Source organism: Burkholderia cenocepacia, assembly GCF_014211915.1.
Taxonomy (GTDB): Bacteria; Pseudomonadota; Gammaproteobacteria; order Burkholderiales; family Burkholderiaceae; genus Burkholderia; species Burkholderia orbicola.
In genome coordinates, this window is the sequence record NZ_CP060040.1 from 1927369 (window position 1) to 1947671 (window position 20303).

Below are 20303 nucleotides of genomic sequence, written 5' to 3' on the forward strand. Positions count from 1 at the left end.
CGGGAGCCGGCCAGCGGCGGCCGACGGTGGCGGACGGCCGACGTTGCGGGCTTCGATGAGGGCGAACGTGCAGAAGAGCTTCAAGGGAATCCCGTGGTGGGGCTGGGCCTCGGCCGCGGTGCTGTATGTCGGCGTGGCCGGCGCGGCCGTCGATTTCGCGTGGGAACGCGCGATCGACGCGCTCGAGGAGGCCGGCGCGCACCGGCTCGACCTGTATGCGTCGAGCCTGAAAAGCGAGCTCGGCCGCTTCGAGATCCTGCCCGGCCTGGTCGCGCGGCAGGACGGCGTGCGCGCGATGCTGAAAGCCGCGCCGAACGATGCGCCCGAGCTCGTGCATGCGGTGAACACCTACCTCGAAGCCGTGAACCGCGACGCGGGCAGCGGCGCGGTCGACGTGATCGATCTGCAAGGCGACGTGATCGCCGCGAGCAACTGGAACGAGACGATCAGCTTCGTCGGTACCAACGTGTCGTACCGGCCGTACTTCAAGGACGCGCTCGCGCGCGGCAGCGGCCGCTTCTTCGGCATCGGCACCAACACCGGCGTGCCCGGCGTCTACTTCGCGAGCGCGGTGCGCAGCGACGGCGTGCCGATCGGCGTGGCCGCCGTGAAGATCAGCGTCGACCCGCTCGAATCGGCATGGCGCGCGCCGGGCGTCGCCGCGCTGGTCGTCGACGGCAACGGCGTGGTCGTGATCTCGACCGAACCCGCATGGAAATTCACCGCGCTGCGCCCGATCACAGCGCAGCAACAGCGCGACATCCAGGCGTCGCGCCAGTACGCGGGCCGCACCGTCGACGCGCTGCCCTATCGCCGCATCGGCGATCGCAGCTCGGCCGCGTGGTTCGGCACCTTTCCCGATCCGCGCCACGCCGGCCGCACCACCCGCTATCTCGTGATGTCGCGCCCCGCGCCGCAAGCCGGCGATTCGCTGATGGTGCTGCTCGACATCGCGGGCGCGCGGCGCCAGCAGCAGACGGCGTTCGTGTTCGTCACCGGCGCGTTCCTGATCGTCGCGCTGCTGGCCGGCTATGCGATCCAGCGCCGCCGGGCGATCCTCGCACGGCTGAGCGCACAGGACGCGCTGCGCCGCGCGAACGACCGGCTCGAACTGACCGTCGCGCAGCGCACCGCCGCGCTGACGGCCGCGAACGAGCGGATGCAGCGCGAGATCGACGAACGCGAACGCACCGAGCAGCGGCTGCGTGCGTCGCAGCAGGAAGTCGTGCACGCGGGCAAGCTCGCGGTGCTCGGGCAGATGGCCGCCGGCCTCACGCACGAACTGAACCAGCCGCTCGTCGCGATCCGCACGCTGTGCGACAACGCGCGCACGTTCTTCGAGCGCGGCCAGCCGGCGCCGGCGCTCGCGAACCTCGAACGGGTCGGCAAGCTGGTCGACGGCATGGCCGTGCTCACCGGCGAGTTGAAGACCTTCGCGCGCAAGCCCGACGTCGAGCGCGTCGCGGTGTCGCTGAACGAGGCCGTCGCGCATGCGCGGCTGATCTACGATGCACGGATTCGCGACGAAGGCGTGCGGCTCGACGTCAATATCGCACCCGGCACGACGGTCTCGGCCGAATCGAGCCAGTTGCAGCAGGTGATCGTGAACCTGCTCGGCAACGCGCTCGACGCGGTGCACGACGCGCCGGTGCGCCGCATCGTCATCGAGACGGCCGAAACCAGCGATGCGGACGATGCGACCGACGCCGGCCGCGTGCGCCTGACCGTGGCAGACAGCGGCGCCGGCATCGCGCCCGACGTGCTGCCGCACCTGTTCGAGCCGTTCGTGACCACCAAGCCGCGTGGCCAGGGCCTCGGGCTCGGGCTCGCGATCACGTCGCGCATCGTCGAGGCGTTCGGCGCGAGGATCACCGCGACGAACCGCGACGAAGGCGGCGCGCAGTTCACCATCGAATTCGCGGCGGCGACGCCGCAACAGAGGACAGAGCATGGAAGATGAGATTCGGGTGCTGGTCGTCGAGGACGATGAAAACGTCCGGATCGGCGTCGAGCAGGCCGTCGCGCTCGCCGGATTCCCGGTCGACGCGTTCGCGGCGGCCGCCGACGCGCTCGCCCACGTCGCGCCCGGCGCGCCGGTGGTGATCGTGTCGGACGTGCGGATGCCGGGCATCGACGGGCTGCAGTTGCTCGACCGCGTGATGGCCATCGATGCGCAGATCCCGGTCGTACTGATCAGCGGCCACGCGGACATCTCGACGGCCGTCGGCGCGATGCAGGTCGGCGCGTACGACTTCATCGAGAAACCGTTCTCGTCGGACCTGATCGCCGGCCGCGTCGCGCGCGCGGTCGAGAAGCGTCGCCTGACGCTCGAGGTGCAGGGGCTGCGCGCGGCGCTGAACAACTGGCAGGGCATCGAGGCGTTCGTGCTCGGCAAGTCGCCCGCGATGGCCGACGTGCGCAAGAAGATCCTGCGCCTCGCCGATACGTCGGTGTCGGTGCTGATCACCGGCGAGACGGGCACCGGCAAGGAACTGATCGCGCGCAGCCTGCACGACTTCGGCGGCCGGCGCGACGCGCATTTCGTCGCGCTGAACTGCGGCGGCCTGCCCGAGCAGGTGTTCGAGAGCGAGCTGTTCGGCCATGAGGCCGGCGCGTTCACCGGTGCGATCAAGAAACGCATCGGCAAGATCGAATGGGCGGACGGCGGCACGCTGTTCCTCGACGAGATCGAGACGATGCCGATCGCGCTGCAGATCAAGATGCTGCGCGTGCTGCAGGAGCGCGTGGTCGAGCGGCTCGGCGCGAACGACCTGATTCCGGTCGACTGCCGCGTGGTGGCCGCATCGAAGGCCGATCTCGCCGAACTCGCCGCCGACGGGCGCTTTCGTGCGGACTTGCTGTATCGCCTCAACGTCGCGCAGATCGAGCTGCCGCCGCTGCGCGAACGGCGCGAGGACGTGCCGCTGCTGTTCGAGCATTTCGTGCTCGCGGCCGCGCGGCGCTTCGGGCAGCCGGCGCCGGTCGTCACCGCCGCGCAGGTGTCCGAACTGATGACGCACGCGTGGCCCGGCAACGTGCGCGAACTGCAGAACGTGGCCGACCGCTTCGTGCTCGGGCTGACCGGCGACAGCCTGCTGTCGTCCGGCGAAGCGCCGGCCGTGGGCAGCACGCTCGCGGAACAGCTCGCGTATTTCGAGCGGATGCTGATCGAGGACATGCTGCGGCGTCACAACGGCAACGTCGCGGACGCGAGCGAGGCGCTCGGCATGCCGAAGAAAACGCTCTATCACAAGCTGCGCAACCTGCGGATTCCCGCGCGCGGCGACGCGGCGGCCGACGGCGGCGAATGACGCGCACGAGGACACGCACCCCAGCATGGATCGCATCGACATCACCGACCACGGCCGCATCACCGGCCATTTGATCCGCGGCGTCACGCACGCGCAGAAAACCTTCCGCCCGGGCGACTGGCCCGAGCGCCTCGCGGGCGTCATCACGCTGTTCGTCGGCGAACGGCGGCCCGGCTATCCGTGCGCGCTGTCGCGGCTCGCGATGCCGGTCGTCGACGGCGGCGTCAAATGCCTGTTCGTGTCCGACGAATTGCGCGCCGTGTGCGCCGATGCGTTCGAGTTCGCGATGCAGTTCGCGGCCGACAATGATTTGCCGGTCGAGCTCCAGGGCGTGCCCGCGTTGACGGTGCGCTGACGCGTGGGCTGCGGCCGGCGCCCTAGGGCACTTCGCCGAACAGCGCTTCGAAACCGTTCTTGCACAGCCTGAGTAAATCCTCGGGCTCGATCTGCCGGTCGGGCCGCGGAATGTCCGCCGCTGCACGAATGGTGTCGTTCACTTCAGCGAAAAATGCGCCGACGCCCGCATCGAGGGACCTGCGCTGAGCATCCGACAACGTGGGTTCGAGGCGCTTCCAGACCGGGACAAGCTCGTCCTCGATCGCGCCGCCAAAAAGGAGCATCGCATCGTGGATGTAAAGCACATCCTGAGCGCGTTTTTCCGGAATCCTGTCGTCACGAATCAGCAGCTTCTGGACCATGAAGCTCACCGGATTGGGGATACGTAGGTCGACCAGTGCATCGCCACACCCTGACTCCTCGGCGGGAATCGTCACGAGCCAAGGTTCGTGCAGCAGTATCTCCAGATGGCGCAGCTTCTGTGCAACAACGCCGGCATTCGCCTCCGTTGCGTCTTGCTCCATCCGCCTCGTGACCTTGTTGCGCCGCAAGGGGCTACCTGTCAGCGGCGTAAGAAATTCTGCGTAAAACCCGTTGGCTTGCTTGCCGAGGGTGTAACGCATCGCCGGCGGTTTGAACCCGCCGGCGAAATTCGGTTCCTCCTTGAAACCCGCGCTTTCGAGCGCCTTCTTGATATCTCCTTCGAGTACCTCGCGTTCTGCGTACGCGACGTCGGCATCCTGCGTGAAGATCGGCTTGTGGTCGGGCTTCCAGGCACGCGGCTCATACGAATAGAGCCGAAAAGCCCAGCCTCCGATGAAAACGATCCTGGCTCGCCACGGCGCCAACGTCATCGCGAGATTGCTGAAATCGGCCAATTCGCTCACGCACCTTCTCCAGTCACGTCCACGAGCACGCCGTGCTCCAGTTCAGCCGCCTGCTCCGCCCCGCGCGCCGGGTGAGCGGAAACGTCGAGCCAGGTCTGGATGATGTCCGTGACCGGCAAACCATCGCGGTAGACAACACCCCGCCCAGTGATTGGGGAAAGCCAGGCTGTTGCAAGACGAGATCGGGGCGCTCGCCCTCTTTGGCCCGACGCAGTGGTCGCCAGTTTTCGGCTTCCATCAGGCTAGGGACCCAGACCGTTGGCGGGACGCCGCTGACATGGCCGACACCGAGTGCATCGGCCGCGGCAAAAAGGCCGAGCGTGCCGCCCTCATTCTTGAGCACCTTGCGCAACTGGACGTCCGGCGCGGCCGGCACAAGAAACTTCATCGGCACCGCCGCTGCCTGCCTCAGGTATTCAGCCTTCCAGCGTTGAGCGAGTTTTCGCCGTTGCACGACCTTCAGGAACGGCTTCGTCTCGATGAAACCCTCCTGTTTGAGCGCATGGATCAGTCGCGTCGCCGTCATTACCGAGACATCGGCGGCACGCGCGAGGTCGGTCGCCGTGGTGTATCGCCGGCCCTCCGCACCGATAAGGTTCTCTCTCTTGATATCGATCGCGAGCAGGAGCTTGAGCATCCACTGGTTCAGATCCGAGAATGCCAGCCCCGGCTGGACACTGCGACTACGGCTGTAGGAGCGAGTCGACTGCCCCGGATGCTCGGAAATATCCAGCCCCGGAAACCGGACATATCGCGTTCCGTCGGCCGAGAGTACGGCGAAGGGCTCACGGTCGGCGAACTCAGCGTGAAAATCGGCCAATCGCTGGATGAGCGACGGCGGAGCACTGCCGACCCAAATCAGAATCGCGGGCCGCATCTTCTGCCGTTTCGCGTATGCACGTGCCTCGAGGAGCGCCTGAGCAAAGAGCGCGGTAACGCGATCAGCACGCCCCTCGTTGAACGTCTTGAGGTTCGCGACGTACGTTTGGCCCTTGTCATTGCTCAGGATGAGGTCTCCGACATGATCCTGAGCAATCTCCTCGACCACGCGCCACCCCTCTGCTTTCTCGAACAACGTCCGGAAAGCGTCAAGCGCAACGCGCGCCGGCATAGGGTTCGGCAGCGATCTCATATCACACTCACTTGGCCAAGTGATATCACTTGGGCGCGTTAAATGACATGGCCATGTTATGACCATCTCGACCGCGCCGCAAGTGTCCCTCGCTCCGACATCGCTTTCACACCGTCATTATTGATGCTCGGCCACCGAGATCCTCTATGCAGGAACCCCACACGGATGCAGCCGAGTCGTATGCGAATCGTCAGCCCCCTCAGCCCGACAAGTGTTCCCAGCCGAGCCATCAATAAAATTGATCGTGACGATGAAAATTATGCGTTTTCCTTGCAGGTCGCCGTGATGCATAGTTGCGTCGTGTTGACGCACCTTTGAGTCTTTCAGTCATGAACATGCGAATCGAGCCGTCCGTGCTCGCGAACCCCGACCTGCAATTTGCGACGCTTTCGTCAGGCATCAGCCTGCCGTATGTCGAGCGGGGCAGCGGTGCGCCGATGGTGTTCGTGCACGGCTCGCTGTGCGACTACCGCTACTGGGATCCGCAGCTTGCGGCGCTGTCGGCCCACTACCGCTGCATCGCGCCGAGCCTCAGCCACTACTGGCCGGCCGTCGAAGCGGGCATCCAGGACGAGTTCAGCTGGCAGAACCACGTCGACGAGCTCGCCGAATTCATCGACGCGCTCGATCTCGGCCCCGTGCACCTGGTCGGCCATTCGCGCGGCGGCAGCGTCGCGTTCAACGTCGCGCGCCAGCATCCGCACCTCGTCGAATCGCTGACGCTCGCCGATCCGGGCGGCCCGCTCCAGCAGCCGGGCGTGCGCGAAGCCGCGCTGCCGGCCGCCGCCCTCGCGCTGCGCACGAAGGCCGTGAACCTGATCGAGCAAGGTGAAGTGGAAGCCGGCCTCGAGATGTTCGTCGATTCCGTGAGCCTGCCCGGCGCATGGAAGAAGAGCACGGCGCGCTTTCGCACGATGGCGATCGACAACGCGAGCACGCTGCCGAAGCAACTGCGCGACCCGCTGCCCGCGTATTCGCAGCACACGGCTGGCGATATCGCATGCCGCACGCTGCTGATCGACGGCCAGCGCAGCCCGAAGATGTTCCGCCACAACGTCGACACGTTGTCGCAGTGGATCGGCCATGCGCAACGGCAGACCGTCGCCGGTGCGTCGCACGGGATGAATGCGGCGAGTCCGGCGGTGTTCAACCGTTACGTGCACGAGTTCGTCGCCGCGTAACGCGAGCGGGCGGCATGCGCGCCGCCCGGCCTTCCTCTTTCTTGCAGAAGCGAAACGTCGCGGGTGCCCGCATCGTTTCGCATCCCTCTGCATCCGTCTACATTACGCCACCGGCGCCGCCTTGCGCGTCACCGCATCCGGCAACCCGAACACACTGTCGAACGCCCAGTTGTACGTGAACGTGAAGATCGGGAAGAACACGATCAGCACCGCGTCGTACAGGAACGCCTGCCACAACGACACGTCGAGCCACCACGCGATCAGCGGAATCAGGAACGTCACGAGCGCGACCTGGAACCCGATCGCATGCACGACGCGCCGCCCGACGGTGCGCGTCGTTTCCGCCCGCCGCCGCTCCCACGCCTCGAACCCGAGGTTGTACAGAAAATTGACGATGACGCCCGTCGTCGAGATCATCACGCCGAGCAGCCCGCTCGTCGCCGCGCTCGCGCCGCTCAGCATCCCGAGCACCGACGACGCGACGAGGATGCCGAGCACCTCGAACATCACGACGTAGACTATGCGTCTCTTCCATCCTTGCATGACTGACCACCTTCGTTTCGAACCAGGTGGCGAGACTACAGCGGGCACTGCGTCCGCCAAAGTCAGGTCCTTTCAATTTTTCTGACAGGAGGCGGCCGACCATGCTGACCAGCGATCACATCGACATGCTGCTGACCGTCATCGACAAAGGCTCGTTCTCGGCCGCCGCGCGTGCGCTCGGCCGTACGCCGTCGGCGGTCAGCATGGCGATCGCGAACCTCGAGGCCGAGCTCGACCTCGTGCTGTTCGACCGCGGCACGCGCGAGCCCACGCCGACCGCCGCGATGGCCGCGCTGCTGCCCGATGCGCGCGCGATCGCCGAACGGCTGCATGCGCTGCGTGCGCATGCGCAGCACTTGTCGGAAGGCGTCGAGGACACGCTGCGGCTCGGGCTCGCGGCCGAAATCGACGGCGTGCCGATTGCGCGCGCGCTGACCGCCGTGGCCACGAAATATCCGGCGCTCGCGGTCAGCGTCGTCACGGCGCCGCAGGATGCGATCGTCGACGCGCTGCATCGCGGCACCGTCGATCTTTGCGTCGCGTACGGCGGGCTCGATCTTCATCCGCAGGAACAGATTCACGCGCTGTGGACCGAGACATTGATCGCGGTCGCCGCGCCCGGCCATCCGGCGATTGCCGAAGCCGCACATCCGGAAGCGATCGAGCGATTGTCGGGGTTTCGGCAGATCGTGATCGCCGATCCGGAGCGGCCGTTGACCGACGTGCGGCCGCTGATCGGCAATCGCACGTGGAAGGTCACCGACATGGGCACCGCGATCGCGCTCGTGAAGGCCGGTCATGGCTGGGCGAATTTGCCGGAATCGGTCATCGGCCGGTATGTGGCCGACGGCGAACTCGCGCCGCTCGTGTTCGCGAACATTCGCAACGGGTTGCCGCTGCCGGTGTATTTGCGGCGGCCGAAGCATACGGGGCTCGGCAAGGCGGCGAGCGAGCTGGTACGGGCTCTGCGGGCTGAACGCGCCGACACCTGAGCGCCGCCACTGATGACAGCATGCGTCAACTAGCGGGGCGCGCGGCGGGACGCCGCCGCACCGCCGGAAGGCGCTGGGTGAAACCGACCGTTAGTTGCGAAACACGGTGCAATGAAGAAGGTGCTTCATCGATTTCCGTGGACGTCGCCTTCCGTTCCGGCGTGGTCGCTTATCGGCACGTTGCCCGGAAAGTCAGCGGATAAGCTGTCCGAAAACCCGCGCCCACGCCGCCCGAAGGCGTCGCGCGCGGTCTTCGAGGAGATAGGAAGCCGCCAGCGCCAAGAGACCTGAAATTACCCCGGTCACGATGTGCTCGACATAGGGAATACGGTAATGACTCGTGTGCGAGTAAGCGTCGCCCAGCGTCGTCAGGACGCCAACGACCAGCGCATTGCCGTATCGATGCACGTAGAGTTTCCCCACCGGCGTGAAAGTCAGAAGTACCGCCAGGAGTCCGGTCAGCAGACCCGTATGAAATGCGATGGTCCAGTGGGGGAGGCTGGTGATGTTTCCCCAACTCCCCGGCATGCAGGTCATGCACGCAGTGGTTGGCTGCCAGAAACGCTGGACGAACAGCCTGACGCGGTGCTTCCACTCGGTTGACATGATGCGTTCCCATCAATGCCGTCGCCACGGCCGGCGCCGCCACACGTATCGTTGAAGCAGTTTCCCAACGGTTGACGAGCCTGCCGCCGTCGCCCCGGGATGGTCGGCTGTCCGCCGAAGAGACCCGGCAATCACCTGGACATGGGGAAATACTACTCCACGATCAAATGGCCGCTGTGTCGACCGAGACCGGAATTCGACACTTGCTTCTATCGGCGCGACCCCGTCCGCGACGCGCATCGAACGATGCCCTTGCACGCGAAGTCGACGACGGGCGCCCTGAAGCGCGACGACCCATAAAAGAACCCCGGCATGCAGACCTGAGCCTGCATGCCGGGGTTCTTCGCTTCACGGTGGGCAAGCGACGAATCGCCCGCCGTTCGCGCTTACCGCGCAGCTACGTCAGCCTTGCCAGACGCCACATCACCCACCGCCGTCGGCGCCGGCGCATTCCCCCACCCGCCGCCCAGCGCGCGGATCAGGTTGACGGTCGACACCGCCTGCGCCCCCGTCAACTGGTTCGCCTGCAACTGCGATTGCAACACCGACCGCTCGCTGTCGATCACGTCGAGATACGCGACCTCACCTTCCTGATATTGCGTGCGCGACAACGTCGCCGCCCGACGCGACGCGTTGACGGCCGCCTCCTGCGCGCGGATCTGATCATCGAGCAAACGCAGATCAGCAAGATTGTCCTCGACCTCGCGGAACGCGACGAGCACCTGCTGCCGGTAGTTCGCGACCTGCTCGTCGTACTGCGCGCGCGCCTGCTGCACGCCGGCCGCCCGCCGCCCGCCGTCGAACAGCGGCAGCGTCAGCGCGGTGCCGGCGAACGGCCCGAGCAGGAACGTGCGGCTCGACCACAGGAACAGGTTGCCGAGCGTCGACGCTTCATAGCCGAACGACCCGGTGATATCGAGCTTCGGGAAGTACGCCGACTTCGCGAGCCCGATCCGCGCGTTCGCGGCCGCCATCGCGCGCTCGGCCGCCGACACGTCCGGGCGGCGTTCGAGCAGCGCGGACGGCAGGCCCGGCGGAATCTTCACCGCGACCGGCACGATCGGCGTTTCCTTGAACGCGAAATCCGCGGGCGCCTTGCCGAGCAGAATGGCCAGCGCATGCTCGGACGCCGCGCGCCGGCGCGCGACGCCGACCGCATCGGCCTGCGCGCTCGCCAGTTCGTTCTTCGCGCGCGACACGTCGAGCTCGCTGATGTCGCCTTCGTTGAAGCGGCGCTGCACAAGCTTCAGCGCCTGCTCGCGCAACTCCACCGTGCGGCGGTACAGGTCCTGATCCGAATCGAGCTGGCGCAGTTCGAAGTAGTTCTGCGCGACGTCGGCCTGCAACGCGAGCTGCACCGAGCGGAACAGCGCTTCGCTCTGCGCCTGGTCGGCACGCGACGCCTCGACGTTGCGGCCGACGCGGCCGAACAGGTCGGCTTCGTACGACACCGTGCCCTGCGCGCGCCACAGCGTCGCGTTGGTCGGGCCGGTGCCCTGCGGCTGGAACTGCGACGCCGACGACAGCCCCTCGCGCGTCGGCCCGAAACCGGCGCCGACCTGCGGGAACCATTGCGAGCGCGCCGAACGGGTCGCCGCACGCGCTTCCTCGACCCGCGCGGCCGCGGCCTTCAGGTTCTGGTTCGCGGCGAGCGCCTGCGTCTCGAGCGAATCGAGCACCGGGTCGCCGAACACCTTCCACCATTCGCCGCGATGTTCGCCGTCCGCCGGCTCGGCCGTCTTCCACGTGCCGGCCTGCTCGCCGGCGGCGAGGGTCGGCGCTTCCTTGAACGCGGCGGGCGCCGCCGCGTCCGGACGCTTGTAGTCGGGGCCGACCGCGCACGCGGCGAGCAGCGTCGCGAGCAGGGTGCTCGCGGCCGCCACCTTCGCGAAGCGCATCAGGCCGTTCGTGTTGTGCAAGTTATTCATTTTCTGGTCCTCAAGCATCGGGCGCCGGCACGCCGTACCCCGTCGAATCCTTGCCGGCGACGTGGATCTTGCCGCCCGCGAGCGTCCGCAGCACGACGTAGAACACCGGCGTCAGCATCAGCCCGAACAGCGTCACGCCGAGCATCCCGAAGAACACCGCGACGCCCATCGCATGGCGCATTTCCGAACCGGCGCCGGTCGACGTGACGAGCGGCACCACGCCCATGATGAAGGCGATCGACGTCATCAGAATCGGGCGCAGCCGCAGCCGGCTCGCCTCGATCGCGGCCTCGAGCGGCGTCCTGCCGTCGTGTTCGAGCTCGCGCGCGAATTCGACGATCAGGATCGCGTTCTTCGCCGACAGCCCCACCAGCACCATCAGGCCGATCTGCGTGAAGATGTTGTTGTCGCCCTGCGTGAGCCACACGCCCGTCAGCGCCGACAGAATGCTCATCGGCACGATCAGGATCACCGCGAGCGGCAGCGTCAGGCTTTCATACAGCGCGGCGAGCACGAGGAACACGAGCAGCACGCTGATCGGGAACACATACATCGCCGAATCGCCCGCGAGGATCTGCTGGTACGTGAGGTCGGTCCATTCGAAACGCACGCCGCGCGGCAGCGTCTCGTGCGCGATGCGCTCGACCGCGGCCTGCGCCTGCCCCGACGAGAAGCCGGGCGCCGGGCCGCCGTTGATGTCGGCCGCCGTGTAGCCGTTGTAGCGCACGACCATTTCCGGGCCGAACGTCGGCGTCACCGTCACCAGCGACGACAGCGGCACCATCTCGCCCTTGTCGTTGCGGGTCTTCAACTGCAGGATGTCGTCGGCGCGCTGACGGAACGGCGCATCGGCCTGCACGCGCACCTGGTACACGCGCCCGAAGCGGTTGAAGTCGTTCACGTACAGCGAACCGAGATACACCTGCATCGTGTTGAACACGTCGGTCACCGGCACGCCGAGCTGCTTCGCCTTCACGCGGTCGAGATCGACGTTGAGCTGCGGCACGTTGATCTGGTAGCTCGTGAACAGCGGGCCGAGTTCAGGCGCCTGCTGCGCGCGCTTGATGAAGTCGTTGGTCGCATCCGACAGCTTCGCGTAGCCGACCGCGCCGCGATCCTCGATCTGCATCTTGAACCCGCCGAGCGTCCCGAGGCCGAGCACCGGCGGCGGCGGGAACACCGCGACGAACGAATCCTTCATCGCGCTGTATTTCTGGTTCAGCGCACCCGCGATCGCGCCGGCCGACAGCGCCTTGCCGTGCCGTTCCGAGAACGGCTTGAGCGTGACGAACACGATGCCCGCGCTCGAGCTGTTGGTGAAGCCGTTCACCGACAGCCCCGGGAACGCGACCGCGCTCTCGACGCCCGGCTGCTTCAGCGCGATCGAACCCATGTCGCGGATCACCTTCTCGGTGCGGTCGAGCGATGCACCGTTCGGCAGCTGCGCGAACGCGATCAGGTATTCCTTGTCCTGCGCGGGCACGAAGCCGCCCGGCACGACCTTCGACACGAGCACGGTCGCGCCCACCAGCACGAGATACACGCCCAGCATCAGCGTCTTGCGCGACAGCACGCCGCGCACGCCGCGGCCGTAGTTCTCCGCGCCGCGATGGAACACCTTGTTGAAGCCGCGGAAGAAGCCGCCGAGCACGCGGTTCATCACGCGCGTGAGCCAGTCTTCCTTGTCGCCGTGACCCTTCAGCAGGATCGCCGACAGCGCCGGCGACAGCGTCAGCGAGTTGAACGCCGAGATCACCGTCGAGATCGCGATGGTCATCGCGAACTGCTTGTAGAACTGGCCGGTCAGGCCCGACATGAACGCGAGCGGCACGAACACGGCGACGAGCGTCAGCGCGATCGCGATGATCGGCCCGCTCACTTCCTGCATCGCCTTGTAGGTCGCCTGCCGCGCGTTCATCCCGCCCTCGATGTTGCGCTCGACGTTCTCGACGACGACGATCGCATCGTCGACCACGATCCCGATCGCGAGCACCATCCCGAACAGCGACAACGCGTTGATCGAATACCCGAACGCGAGCAGCAGCGAGAACGTGCCGATGATCGACACCGGCACCGCGATCAGCGGAATCAGCGACGCGCGCCAGGTCTGCAGGAACACGATCACGACGATCACGACCAGCGCGATCGCTTCGAGCAGCGTGTGCACGACGGCCTTGATCGACGAGCGCACGAACTGCGTCGGGTCATAGACGATCTTGTAGTCGACGCCCGCCGGCATGTCCTGCTTCAGCTCGGCCATCGTCTTGCGCACTTCGTCCGAGATCTGCAGCGAGTTCGCGCCCGGCGACTGGTTGATCGCCATCGCGACGGCTGGCTTGTTGTCGAGCAGCGAGCGCAACCCGTATTCGGATGCGTCGAGCTCGATCCGCGCGATGTCGCGCAGGTGCGTGACGCCGCCGTCCGGCGTCGTCTTCACGACGATGTCGCCGAATTCGTCTTCCGTCTGCAGGCGGCCGCGCGCGTTCACCGACAGCTGCAGCGGCGTGCCGGGCAGCGATGGCGATGCGCCGATCACGCCGGCCGCCACCTGCACGTTCTGCTCGCGGATCGACTGCACGACGTCCTCGGCCGACAGCCCGCGCTGCGCGACCTTCTGCGGATCGAGCCACACGCGCATCGCGTAGTCGCCCGAACCCCACAGCTGCACCTGACCGACGCCCTGGATTCGCGACAGGCGATCCTTCACGTTGATCAGCGCGTAGTTGCGCAGGTAGGTCATGTCGTAGCGGTTGTCCGGCGAGATCAGGTGGACCACCATCGTCAGCGTCGGCGAGCTCTTCACCGTGGTGATACCGAGCCGCTGCACGTCTTCCGGCAAGCGCGGCAGCGCCTGGTTCACGCGGTTCTGCACGAGCTGCGTGGCCTTGTCCGGATCGGTGCCGAGCTTGAACGTGACGGTGATCGTCATGTTGCCGTCGCTGTTCGCCTGCGACTGCATGTAGAGCATGTCCTCGACGCCGTTGATCTGCTCTTCAAGCGGCGATGCGACCGTCTCGGCGATCACTTTCGGGTTCGCGCCCGGGTACTGCGCCTTCACGATCACGGAAGGCGGCACGACTTCCGGATATTCCGAAATCGGCAGCAGGAACATCGCGATCACCCCGCCGAGCAGGATGATCACCGATAGGACTCCTGCAAAGATCGGCCGGTCGATAAAGAATTTGGAAATGTTCATGTGTGGCTCTGTCTGGTTGAACGCGGATGCGAAGCGGCGCGCCGCTTACGAATCCGCCTTCGCCGGTGCGGCCGGCTTCGCGGTGCTCGCGAGCGGCGCGGACGGCTCGTCGCCGCCCGTCATCGGGACCATGTGCGGCTTCACCTGCGCGCCGGGCCGCACGCGCTGCGTGCCGTTCACGACCACGCGGTCGCCGGCGGCAAGGCCGCTCACGATCACGCGCCGGTTGCCGTGCTGCATCCCCGGCTGCACTTCGCGATACGACACGCGGCCCTGCTGATCGACGACGAACACGAACTTCTTGTCCTGGTCGGTGTTGATCGCCGCGTCATCGACGAGCAGCGCCTCGTGCGGCGCGCTGCCGCCCACCTTCACCCGTGCGTACAGGCCCGGGACGAGCGTGCCGTCCGCGTTGTCGAAGCGTGCGCGCACGCGGATCGTGCCGGACGACGTGTCGAGCCGGTTGTCGACCGAATCGATCTCGCCGCTGCGCGAGTAGCCGGTTTCGTTCGCGAGGCCGAGCTCGACCGGCACCTTGCGGCCGCTGCGCGCGCCGTTGATGTATTGCAGGTAGGTCTGCTCGTCCGCGTCGAACGATGCGTAGATCGGCGACACCGACACCAGCGTCGTCAGCGGCGCGGCCGATGCGCCGGCCGACACGACGTTGCCGAGCGTGATTTCCGCGCGCGACACGCGGCCCGATACCGGTGCGGTGATGCGCGTATAGCCGAGGTTGATGCGGGCCGTTTCCAGCGCGGCTTCGGCGGCCTTCAGGTTTGCGTTCGCTTCGCGCGCCGCGTTCTGCTTCTCGTCGTAGTCGCGCTTCGCGATCGCGTTGTCGCCGATCAGCCGCTGCGCGCGCTGCCAGTCGGTCTGCGCATAGCCGTTGCGCGCCTGCGCGGCCGCGAGCTGCGCGGCGGCGCGGTCGACTTCCGCCTGGTACGGGCGCGGGTCGATCACGAACAGCACGTCGCCCTTCTTCACGAGCGCGCCGTCCTTGAAATTCACCGCGACGATCGTGCCCGACACCTGCGGGCGCACGTCGACTTTCTCGACCGCCTCGAGGCGGCCCGAATAGCTTTGCCAGTCGGTCACGGTCTGCGGCACGACGGTCGCGACGTCGACTTCGGGCAGCGGCGCCGCCGCTTTCTCGGGGCGTTCGCGTTGACGCGCATCGCGCCGAACGTGCCGAGGCCGACGACGGCGAGCGTGACGATCGCCGCGGTCGCGATTCGTGAACGGGAGGTGCGTAGGATGGCCATGTGGATCTCCAGGAAACGTGGATTGGTCTGGTTATGGGTTATTCGGGACGGTTCGGCTGGCGCGCCTGGAAGCGGCACTGGAAGAAGCGCACGGCTTCCTCGAATGCGGCTTCGTGCGTGGCGAGCGCGGCGTGCGTGATGTCCGGATAGCGGATCACCTGCGTGAGCACGCCGGACGAGATCAGGCAGCCCGCATATTTCTCCGCTTCGACGTGCAGCACGTCGTTCTGCGCGGTGACGACGAGCGTCGGCGGCAGCCCCGCGAGGCGCACCGATTCGATCGGCGCCGCGTACGGGTGCATGCGCTGCGCCGCCTGCGGCAGATACGCGCGATAACAGGCCGCGCATTCGCGCGCGGTGATGTCGGACGCGAGACGCTCGGCGTCGCCGATGCGCGTCATGCTCGGGTCGAGCATCGGCCCGAACAGCGCCTGCGCGGCGATCGACACTTCGCCGCGGTCGCGGGCGATGAAGGCGAGGCAGTTCGCGAGCTGGCCGCCCGCGTCGTGCCCGGCGACCCCGATCTTCTTCGGGTTGCCGCCGAACGCGCGGGCACGCGTCGCCGCCCACACGGCGGCGCGATACGCATCCTCCGGCGCGGCGGGAAAAGGAAAGGCCGGCGCGAGCGAATAATCGACCGACACTACGAGCGCTGGTAAGCGTTCTGCTAAAAAACGCGCGGCGAAATCGGCGTCCTCGAGCGAACCGCGGACGAAGCCGCCGCCGTGGAAATAAAGCACTACTGGCAGCCCGGTCTTGTCCGGGCGGCGGTAGAGGCGCAGCACGATGTCCTGTGCGTAGCCGGGAATTTCCACTTCGGCAACCGTCAGCGCCGCGCCCGTCAAGGCTTGAGCGGGCAGCGCGGCTTTCAGGAATTTGCTGAATTCAGAGGCGTCCATGACGATGCAGCATCCATTTCGAGATGGAACGAATTCTGGGTCCGGCAGACATTGGGATAAATGCCTATAATCCGGCAACACAATTCAACGCCCCCGAACAATCCGAGGCTGCGTTTACCCACGAGGTAGCGCAGCCTTCTTGTTCCGGCGGCAAATTAAATTGCGGAGGTTGTGATGGACCGGCTTCAGGCCATGCAGGTATTTACTCGCGTCGTCGATACAAGCAGCTTCACCAAGGCAGCTGAAACGCTCGGCTTGCCGCGCGCGTCCGTCACGACGATCATCCAGAATCTCGAAGCCTTCCTCGGCGTGCGGCTGATGCACCGGACCACGCGCCGGCTGTCGCTCACGCCAGACGGCGCCGCGTACTACGAACGATGCGTGCGCATCCTCGCGGACGTCGAGGAAACCGAAGCGAGCTTCCAGGCCAACAACCGGAAGCCGCACGGAAAGTTGCGTATCGACATGCCGGGCTCGATCGGGCGGCTGCTCGTGATTCCGTCGCTGTGCGAATTCCACACGCGCTATCCGGACATCGACCTGCAGCTCGGCCTTTCCGACCGGCCCGTCGACCTGCTGCAGGAGGGCGTCGACTGCGTGATCCGCGTCGGTGCGCTGCAGGACTCGTCGCTCGTCGCCCGCCGCGTCGGCCTGTTCGAATGCGTGACGGTCGCGTCGCCCGACTATCTCGAGCGCCACGGCGAGCCGCAGACGATCGACGACCTCGGCCAGCACAAGGCCGTCAACTACTTCTCCAGCCGCACGGGCCGCACGATCGACTGGACCTTCCTGATCGACGGCAAGGAAGTCGAGATGAAGATGGAGGGCATCGTGTCGGTAAACGATGCGGATGCGTACGTGACGTGCGGGATCGAGGGCTTCGGCCTGATCCAGCCGCCGCTGTTCATGGTGCTGCCGCACCTGCGCGAAGGCCGGCTCAAGGAAGTGCTGCCCGGGGTCAAGCCGCTGCCGATGCCGATCTCGGTCGTGTATCCGCATAGCCGCCATCTGTCGCCGAAGGTGCGCGTGTTCGTCGACTGGATCGCCGAGGTGTTCGACCGCTGCCCGCTGCTGAGCGGCAAGGGCAGCCTCGACGCGACGTGCAGCAAGCGCACGTTCGAGGAGGCCGAGCGCGCGCCGGTGCTCGATACGCCGGTCATCAACGAGTGGGTCGCGTAATCGTCTGACCTCCACGCGCGGGCCTCGCCGCCCGCGCGTCGTCCCGCCTCAGCGCCGCCTCGGCACGCCTTTCAAGCGCGGCGCCCCCGATCCTTCCCGAATCCGCAGTAAACCTTTGCACGACCCGCGGCAATCGGCCGCCGCGTCATTGCGTGTCGTTGCGCGGTGCCGCGGCGCGTCCCGGCGAAGCCCGCGCCGCCGGGCTCCCGGCCATTTCCGCATAACCCTGCCGGCGGTGCGGATGACGATTGTTCCACTGACACGACAATTCAATTCGCGTCTGCCGCATTTATCGCACCGGAACAGATACCTAGAGTAAACCCTGTCGCGCACCTCGTTGCGCATCGAACAGATCCCGCCTGGCGGGACCGGGGTCAGCGCCCAGGCGCGAGCTCCGACATCTCTAGGAGTGACACCATGAACCGCCGTCATCTTCTCTCGGCCCTTGCTCTCACCCTCGCCGTGTCCGCACCGGCCTTCGCCGATTCGGGTACGCCGCACGCCGGCGACTACGCCAACACATCGTGGTACTCGCAGCACAACGGCCCGCGTACGCGCGCCGAAGTGCGTGCGGAAGTCGAGCAGGCACGCAAGGACGGCACGCTCGCGTACCTGCGCAAGGCGACTTCGTATCCGCAGGGGCTCGAGCTAGCCCAGGGCCCGTATCGTCCGCTGCCGGAAGGCAACCAGCTCGCCGGCGGGGGCCGGTAAACGCGCGACGCCGCGCAGCGGATTGCCCGATGCGCGGCGTCTCGAACTATCTTGTCGACGACTCGCTGAGTCAATTAGTTGCAGGAGCACATGATGAACGACCAACTTCCTTCGCCGCTCGATCACTGGGACGACACCACGCCGGTATGGACGCCGTTCCGTTCGACCCAGCAATCGCATTGACCGCATTCACTGCCTTGAACGCCGACTGAGTCGTCGCCGGTTTTCAACGGCGCGGCACCCCGTCGCGCCATTCGCCCCAGTGCGTGACGATGTCCTGCACCAGCGGATTGCCCGCGCGGTACAGGTTTTCGGTCGCCGGCGCGAAGCCGCCTTGATCGGCGTAGTTCAGCAGGTTGTCGGCGCTCGTCTGCCCGGCGTACGGCCGATCGAAATCGGACCCGGTGCGCAGCACGGCCACACGCGACAGGTCGACCCGCTTCACGCTCGCCGCGCGCTTGAGCGCTTCATACGTCGCGTTGTCTTCCTGAGCGGTCATGCAGTAGGTGCCCTTGCCGTCCGTCAGGATCTTGGTCCACTGGCGCGCGCGCTCGCCGATCAGCGTGCCCGAGAACCACGTGTTGCCCGATGACGTATCGCACTGGATCACCGTCGGCGGCCGGTTCGCCGGCGCATACGTGAACTTCGCGCGCGCGGCCTGCGCCTGTGCGCTGTCGGCGAGCACGACGTTGCGCGACAGCGCATACGCGGCATCGGTCAACTGCGGGTTGAGCTGGAACACTTCGGTGCGATAGTCGAGCGGCGGCTTGTCGTTCGGGCTCTTCGTGTTGATGCCGAGATAGCCGGTGTTCCAGCCGGCCGGAATCTCGCGCGCATCGAGCTCCCATTGCAAGCTGAAATCGACGAGGTATTTCGACCACGCGGCCGATCCGACCGTGCCCTGTGCCGGGTCGACGCCCGCGATGCCCGAGACCAGGAAATACGTGCGGCGCAGATCGAAGCGTTGCGAGAACGTGAGCGCCATGATCGTCGCCGACGCGTTCGCATAGCCCATGCCGGTCGTGACTACGCACACGTCCTGCTTGTTGCAGTGGACCGCCGGATAGTCGGGCGACAGGCCGGGCACGGTGACGTCACGCCACGGGCCGAGCCGGTCGAGCCACGCCTGGCCTTCCGGCCCGAACATCGTGATGATCATGACCTTGACCGGGCGGCCATGCGAGCCGGTCTCGGCGAATGCTGCGTTGCCGGCATCGTTGCCCTGGTTGTCCTGCGCGATCGACGGCGCGGTCGCACAGGCGGCAAGCGAGAATGCAGCGGCGGAAAGGATGGAGCGAGTCAGCATCGGCGTTCCTTGTTTCGGTGATTGGGTGAGAACGGCTGTCGGAGACTGCGCGACGAGTATAGAACGGGCGTGCGCGATGCGGAACCCGACTACGAAACGGCCGGCGGTGTTGCGTGCGAACGGCTGCGTGGTGCGCGACGGAAAAGCGCGTATTCGTCGCGGCCTTGCAAACATCAGGAATGCTACCGGGTTCGTCGCCGCGCGCGACGTCGGCCGCTTTGCGCCGCGCTACACGCGCATCAGCCCCGCGACGCCGTAACCGAGCACGACGAGTGCGGCGACCACATGGCTCGCGGCCAGCCACCCCGGCGATTTCACGAAGCGCCCGATTGCGCCGCCGCCGAACGCGAACACGAGTTGCCCGATGAGGCTGCCGGCAAACACGCATGCGGCACCGAGCAGCCAGTGTCGATGCGCACCGGCGGCAGCCGTCGCATAGCCGTAGAACAGCAGGATGGTCAGCGGATTCGCGAGCGTGACGAAGAACATCGCCATGAACGGGCGATTACCCGGCGGCGGCACTACGTCGCCATCGAGCGTGCGGCGCCGGTCGCGCAGCGCCTGCCACAGCATCCGCGCGCCCATCGCGAGCAGCACGAGCGCACCGACCATGCGGAACAGCGACAGATGCGACGCCAACGTGCCCGCGAACATCGCGCCGATCGTGAACGCGACGACCGCATGACAGCCGTCGGCCGCGGCCACTCCGATCGCCGCGCGCACGCCGGTCGCGGTGCCGGTGCGCATGCCGTAATTCGCGATCATCAGCGCGACAGGGCCAACCGACAGCGCGATCATCAGCCCGAACAGGAAGTCGTTCATCGGTCGTCGGCG

At 66.6% G+C, this 20303-nt stretch carries 16 protein-coding genes and 1 pseudogene; 7 read left to right on the plus strand and 10 right to left on the minus strand.

Annotated elements, in window-relative coordinates; all coding sequences use genetic code 11:
• The first annotated feature begins 55 nt into the window (after window positions 1-55).
• The 3 genes from SY91_RS25020 to SY91_RS25030 are packed head-to-tail and all read left to right on the plus strand — an operon-like array spanning window position 56 to window position 3666.
• Window positions 56-1960 carry an ATP-binding protein gene (locus tag SY91_RS25020; RefSeq protein WP_105798277.1) on the plus strand — a complete coding sequence of 635 codons (1905 nt, stop codon included), beginning with the start codon at window positions 56-58 and terminating at the stop codon, window positions 1958-1960.
• Window positions 1950-3311, plus strand: coding sequence for a sigma-54-dependent transcriptional regulator (locus tag SY91_RS25025; RefSeq protein WP_027812005.1), 1362 nt, complete (start codon window positions 1950-1952; stop codon window positions 3309-3311). Before SY91_RS25020 ends, SY91_RS25025 begins: the two co-directional genes overlap by 11 nt.
• 25 nt (window positions 3312-3336) lie before the next feature.
• Entirely contained in the window at window positions 3337-3666 is a 330-nt protein-coding gene (locus tag SY91_RS25030; RefSeq protein ID WP_185921208.1) for a DUF3579 domain-containing protein, read from the plus strand.
• 22 nt (window positions 3667-3688) lie between these two features.
• On the opposite strand, the gene SY91_RS25035 is transcribed toward SY91_RS25030, so the two are convergent.
• Together SY91_RS25035 and SY91_RS25040 are read right to left on the minus strand one after the other, a co-directional pair.
• Entirely contained in the window at window positions 3689-4534 is an 846-nt protein-coding gene (locus SY91_RS25035; protein WP_006480453.1) for a GSU2403 family nucleotidyltransferase fold protein, read from the minus strand.
• Between the two features lie 13 nt (window positions 4535-4547).
• Window positions 4548-5666, minus strand: coding sequence for a MarR family transcriptional regulator (locus SY91_RS25040; protein ID WP_260632439.1), 1119 nt, complete (start codon window positions 5664-5666; stop codon window positions 4548-4550).
• A 329-nt stretch (window positions 5667-5995) separates the two neighbouring features.
• Here SY91_RS25040 and SY91_RS25045 point away from each other — a divergent pair, with 329 nt between their 5' ends.
• Window positions 5996-6847 (plus strand): alpha/beta fold hydrolase, encoded by an 852-nt coding sequence (locus tag SY91_RS25045; RefSeq protein ID WP_006480452.1) that lies wholly within the window; start codon window positions 5996-5998, stop codon window positions 6845-6847.
• A gap of 102 nt (window positions 6848-6949) precedes the next feature.
• Here SY91_RS25045 and SY91_RS25050 read toward each other — a convergent pair whose 3' ends face one another.
• Window positions 6950-7390, minus strand: a complete 441-nt coding sequence (locus SY91_RS25050; protein ID WP_124592420.1) for a PACE efflux transporter — start codon at window positions 7388-7390, stop codon at window positions 6950-6952.
• Window positions 7391-7491: 101 nt separating this feature from the next.
• On the opposite strand from SY91_RS25050, the gene SY91_RS25055 reads away from it, so the two are divergent.
• Window positions 7492-8382, plus strand: a complete 891-nt coding sequence (locus SY91_RS25055; protein ID WP_011546854.1) for a LysR family transcriptional regulator — start codon at window positions 7492-7494, stop codon at window positions 8380-8382.
• A 192-nt stretch (window positions 8383-8574) separates the two neighbouring features.
• On the opposite strand, the gene SY91_RS25060 is transcribed toward SY91_RS25055, so the two are convergent.
• From SY91_RS25060 to SY91_RS25080, 5 genes and pseudogenes are all read right to left on the minus strand, one after another.
• The gene (locus tag SY91_RS25060; protein WP_185921209.1) at window positions 8575-8988 is read right to left on the minus strand and encodes a hypothetical protein; all 414 of its coding nucleotides are present in this window, start codon (window positions 8986-8988) and stop codon (window positions 8575-8577) included.
• 386 nt (window positions 8989-9374) lie between these two features.
• Window positions 9375-10916, minus strand: coding sequence for a multidrug efflux transporter outer membrane subunit OpcM (gene opcM / locus SY91_RS25065; protein WP_185921210.1), 1542 nt, complete (start codon window positions 10914-10916; stop codon window positions 9375-9377).
• Window positions 10917-10926: 10 nt separating this feature from the next.
• Window positions 10927-14112 carry a multidrug efflux RND transporter permease subunit CeoB gene (gene ceoB / locus SY91_RS25070; protein WP_011546851.1) on the minus strand — a complete coding sequence of 1062 codons (3186 nt, stop codon included), beginning with the start codon at window positions 14110-14112 and terminating at the stop codon, window positions 10927-10929.
• A gap of 45 nt (window positions 14113-14157) precedes the next feature.
• Window positions 14158-15374, minus strand: a pseudogene (ceoA, locus tag SY91_RS25075) (multidrug efflux RND transporter periplasmic adaptor subunit CeoA).
• A gap of 38 nt (window positions 15375-15412) precedes the next feature.
• Window positions 15413-16273: an alpha/beta hydrolase gene (locus SY91_RS25080; protein WP_012339341.1), complete on the minus strand. Its 861-nt coding sequence runs from the start codon at window positions 16271-16273 to the stop codon at window positions 15413-15415.
• 174 nt (window positions 16274-16447) lie between these two features.
• Between SY91_RS25080 and ceoR the strand changes: the two genes are divergently transcribed.
• A complete protein-coding gene (gene ceoR / locus SY91_RS25085) occupies window positions 16448-17452 on the plus strand; it encodes a putative multidrug efflux transcriptional regulator CeoR (RefSeq protein ID WP_011694866.1) in 1005 nt (334 codons plus the stop codon).
• Window positions 17453-17869: 417 nt separating this feature from the next.
• On the plus strand, window positions 17870-18163 hold the full coding sequence (locus SY91_RS25090; RefSeq protein ID WP_006480444.1) for a DUF4148 domain-containing protein: 294 nt from the start codon (window positions 17870-17872) through the stop codon (window positions 18161-18163).
• A gap of 226 nt (window positions 18164-18389) precedes the next feature.
• Here the strand turns inward: SY91_RS25090 and SY91_RS25095 are convergent, their stop codons facing one another.
• Together SY91_RS25095 and SY91_RS25100 are read right to left on the minus strand one after the other, a co-directional pair.
• Window positions 18390-19469, minus strand: coding sequence for a purine-nucleoside phosphorylase (locus tag SY91_RS25095; protein WP_011546848.1), 1080 nt, complete (start codon window positions 19467-19469; stop codon window positions 18390-18392).
• A gap of 228 nt (window positions 19470-19697) precedes the next feature.
• Window positions 19698-20291 (minus strand): LysE family translocator, encoded by a 594-nt coding sequence (locus SY91_RS25100; protein ID WP_185921211.1) that lies wholly within the window; start codon window positions 20289-20291, stop codon window positions 19698-19700.
• Window positions 20292-20303: the final 12 nt, after the last annotated feature.

Coding starts and splice junctions, on each gene's coding strand:
- SY91_RS25020 (WP_105798277.1), top strand. CDS start 56: ATGAGGGCGAACGTGCAGAAGAGCTTCAAGGGAATCCCGTGGTGGGGC.
- SY91_RS25025 (WP_027812005.1), top strand. CDS start 1,950: ATGGAAGATGAGATTCGGGTGCTGGTCGTCGAGGACGATGAAAACGTC.
- SY91_RS25030 (WP_185921208.1), top strand. CDS start 3,337: ATGGATCGCATCGACATCACCGACCACGGCCGCATCACCGGCCATTTG.
- SY91_RS25040 (WP_260632439.1), bottom strand. CDS start 5,666: ATGAGATCGCTGCCGAACCCTATGCCGGCGCGCGTTGCGCTTGACGCT.
- SY91_RS25045 (WP_006480452.1), top strand. CDS start 5,996: ATGAACATGCGAATCGAGCCGTCCGTGCTCGCGAACCCCGACCTGCAA.
- SY91_RS25050 (WP_124592420.1), bottom strand. CDS start 7,390: ATGCAAGGATGGAAGAGACGCATAGTCTACGTCGTGATGTTCGAGGTG.
- SY91_RS25055 (WP_011546854.1), top strand. CDS start 7,492: ATGCTGACCAGCGATCACATCGACATGCTGCTGACCGTCATCGACAAA.
- SY91_RS25060 (WP_185921209.1), bottom strand. CDS start 8,988: ATGTCAACCGAGTGGAAGCACCGCGTCAGGCTGTTCGTCCAGCGTTTC.
- opcM (WP_185921210.1), bottom strand. CDS start 10,916: ATGAATAACTTGCACAACACGAACGGCCTGATGCGCTTCGCGAAGGTG.
- ceoB (WP_011546851.1), bottom strand. CDS start 14,112: ATGAACATTTCCAAATTCTTTATCGACCGGCCGATCTTTGCAGGAGTC.
- SY91_RS25080 (WP_012339341.1), bottom strand. CDS start 16,273: ATGGACGCCTCTGAATTCAGCAAATTCCTGAAAGCCGCGCTGCCCGCT.
- ceoR (WP_011694866.1), top strand. CDS start 16,448: ATGGACCGGCTTCAGGCCATGCAGGTATTTACTCGCGTCGTCGATACA.
- SY91_RS25090 (WP_006480444.1), top strand. CDS start 17,870: ATGAACCGCCGTCATCTTCTCTCGGCCCTTGCTCTCACCCTCGCCGTG.
- SY91_RS25095 (WP_011546848.1), bottom strand. CDS start 19,469: ATGCTGACTCGCTCCATCCTTTCCGCCGCTGCATTCTCGCTTGCCGCC.
- SY91_RS25100 (WP_185921211.1), bottom strand. CDS start 20,291: ATGAACGACTTCCTGTTCGGGCTGATGATCGCGCTGTCGGTTGGCCCT.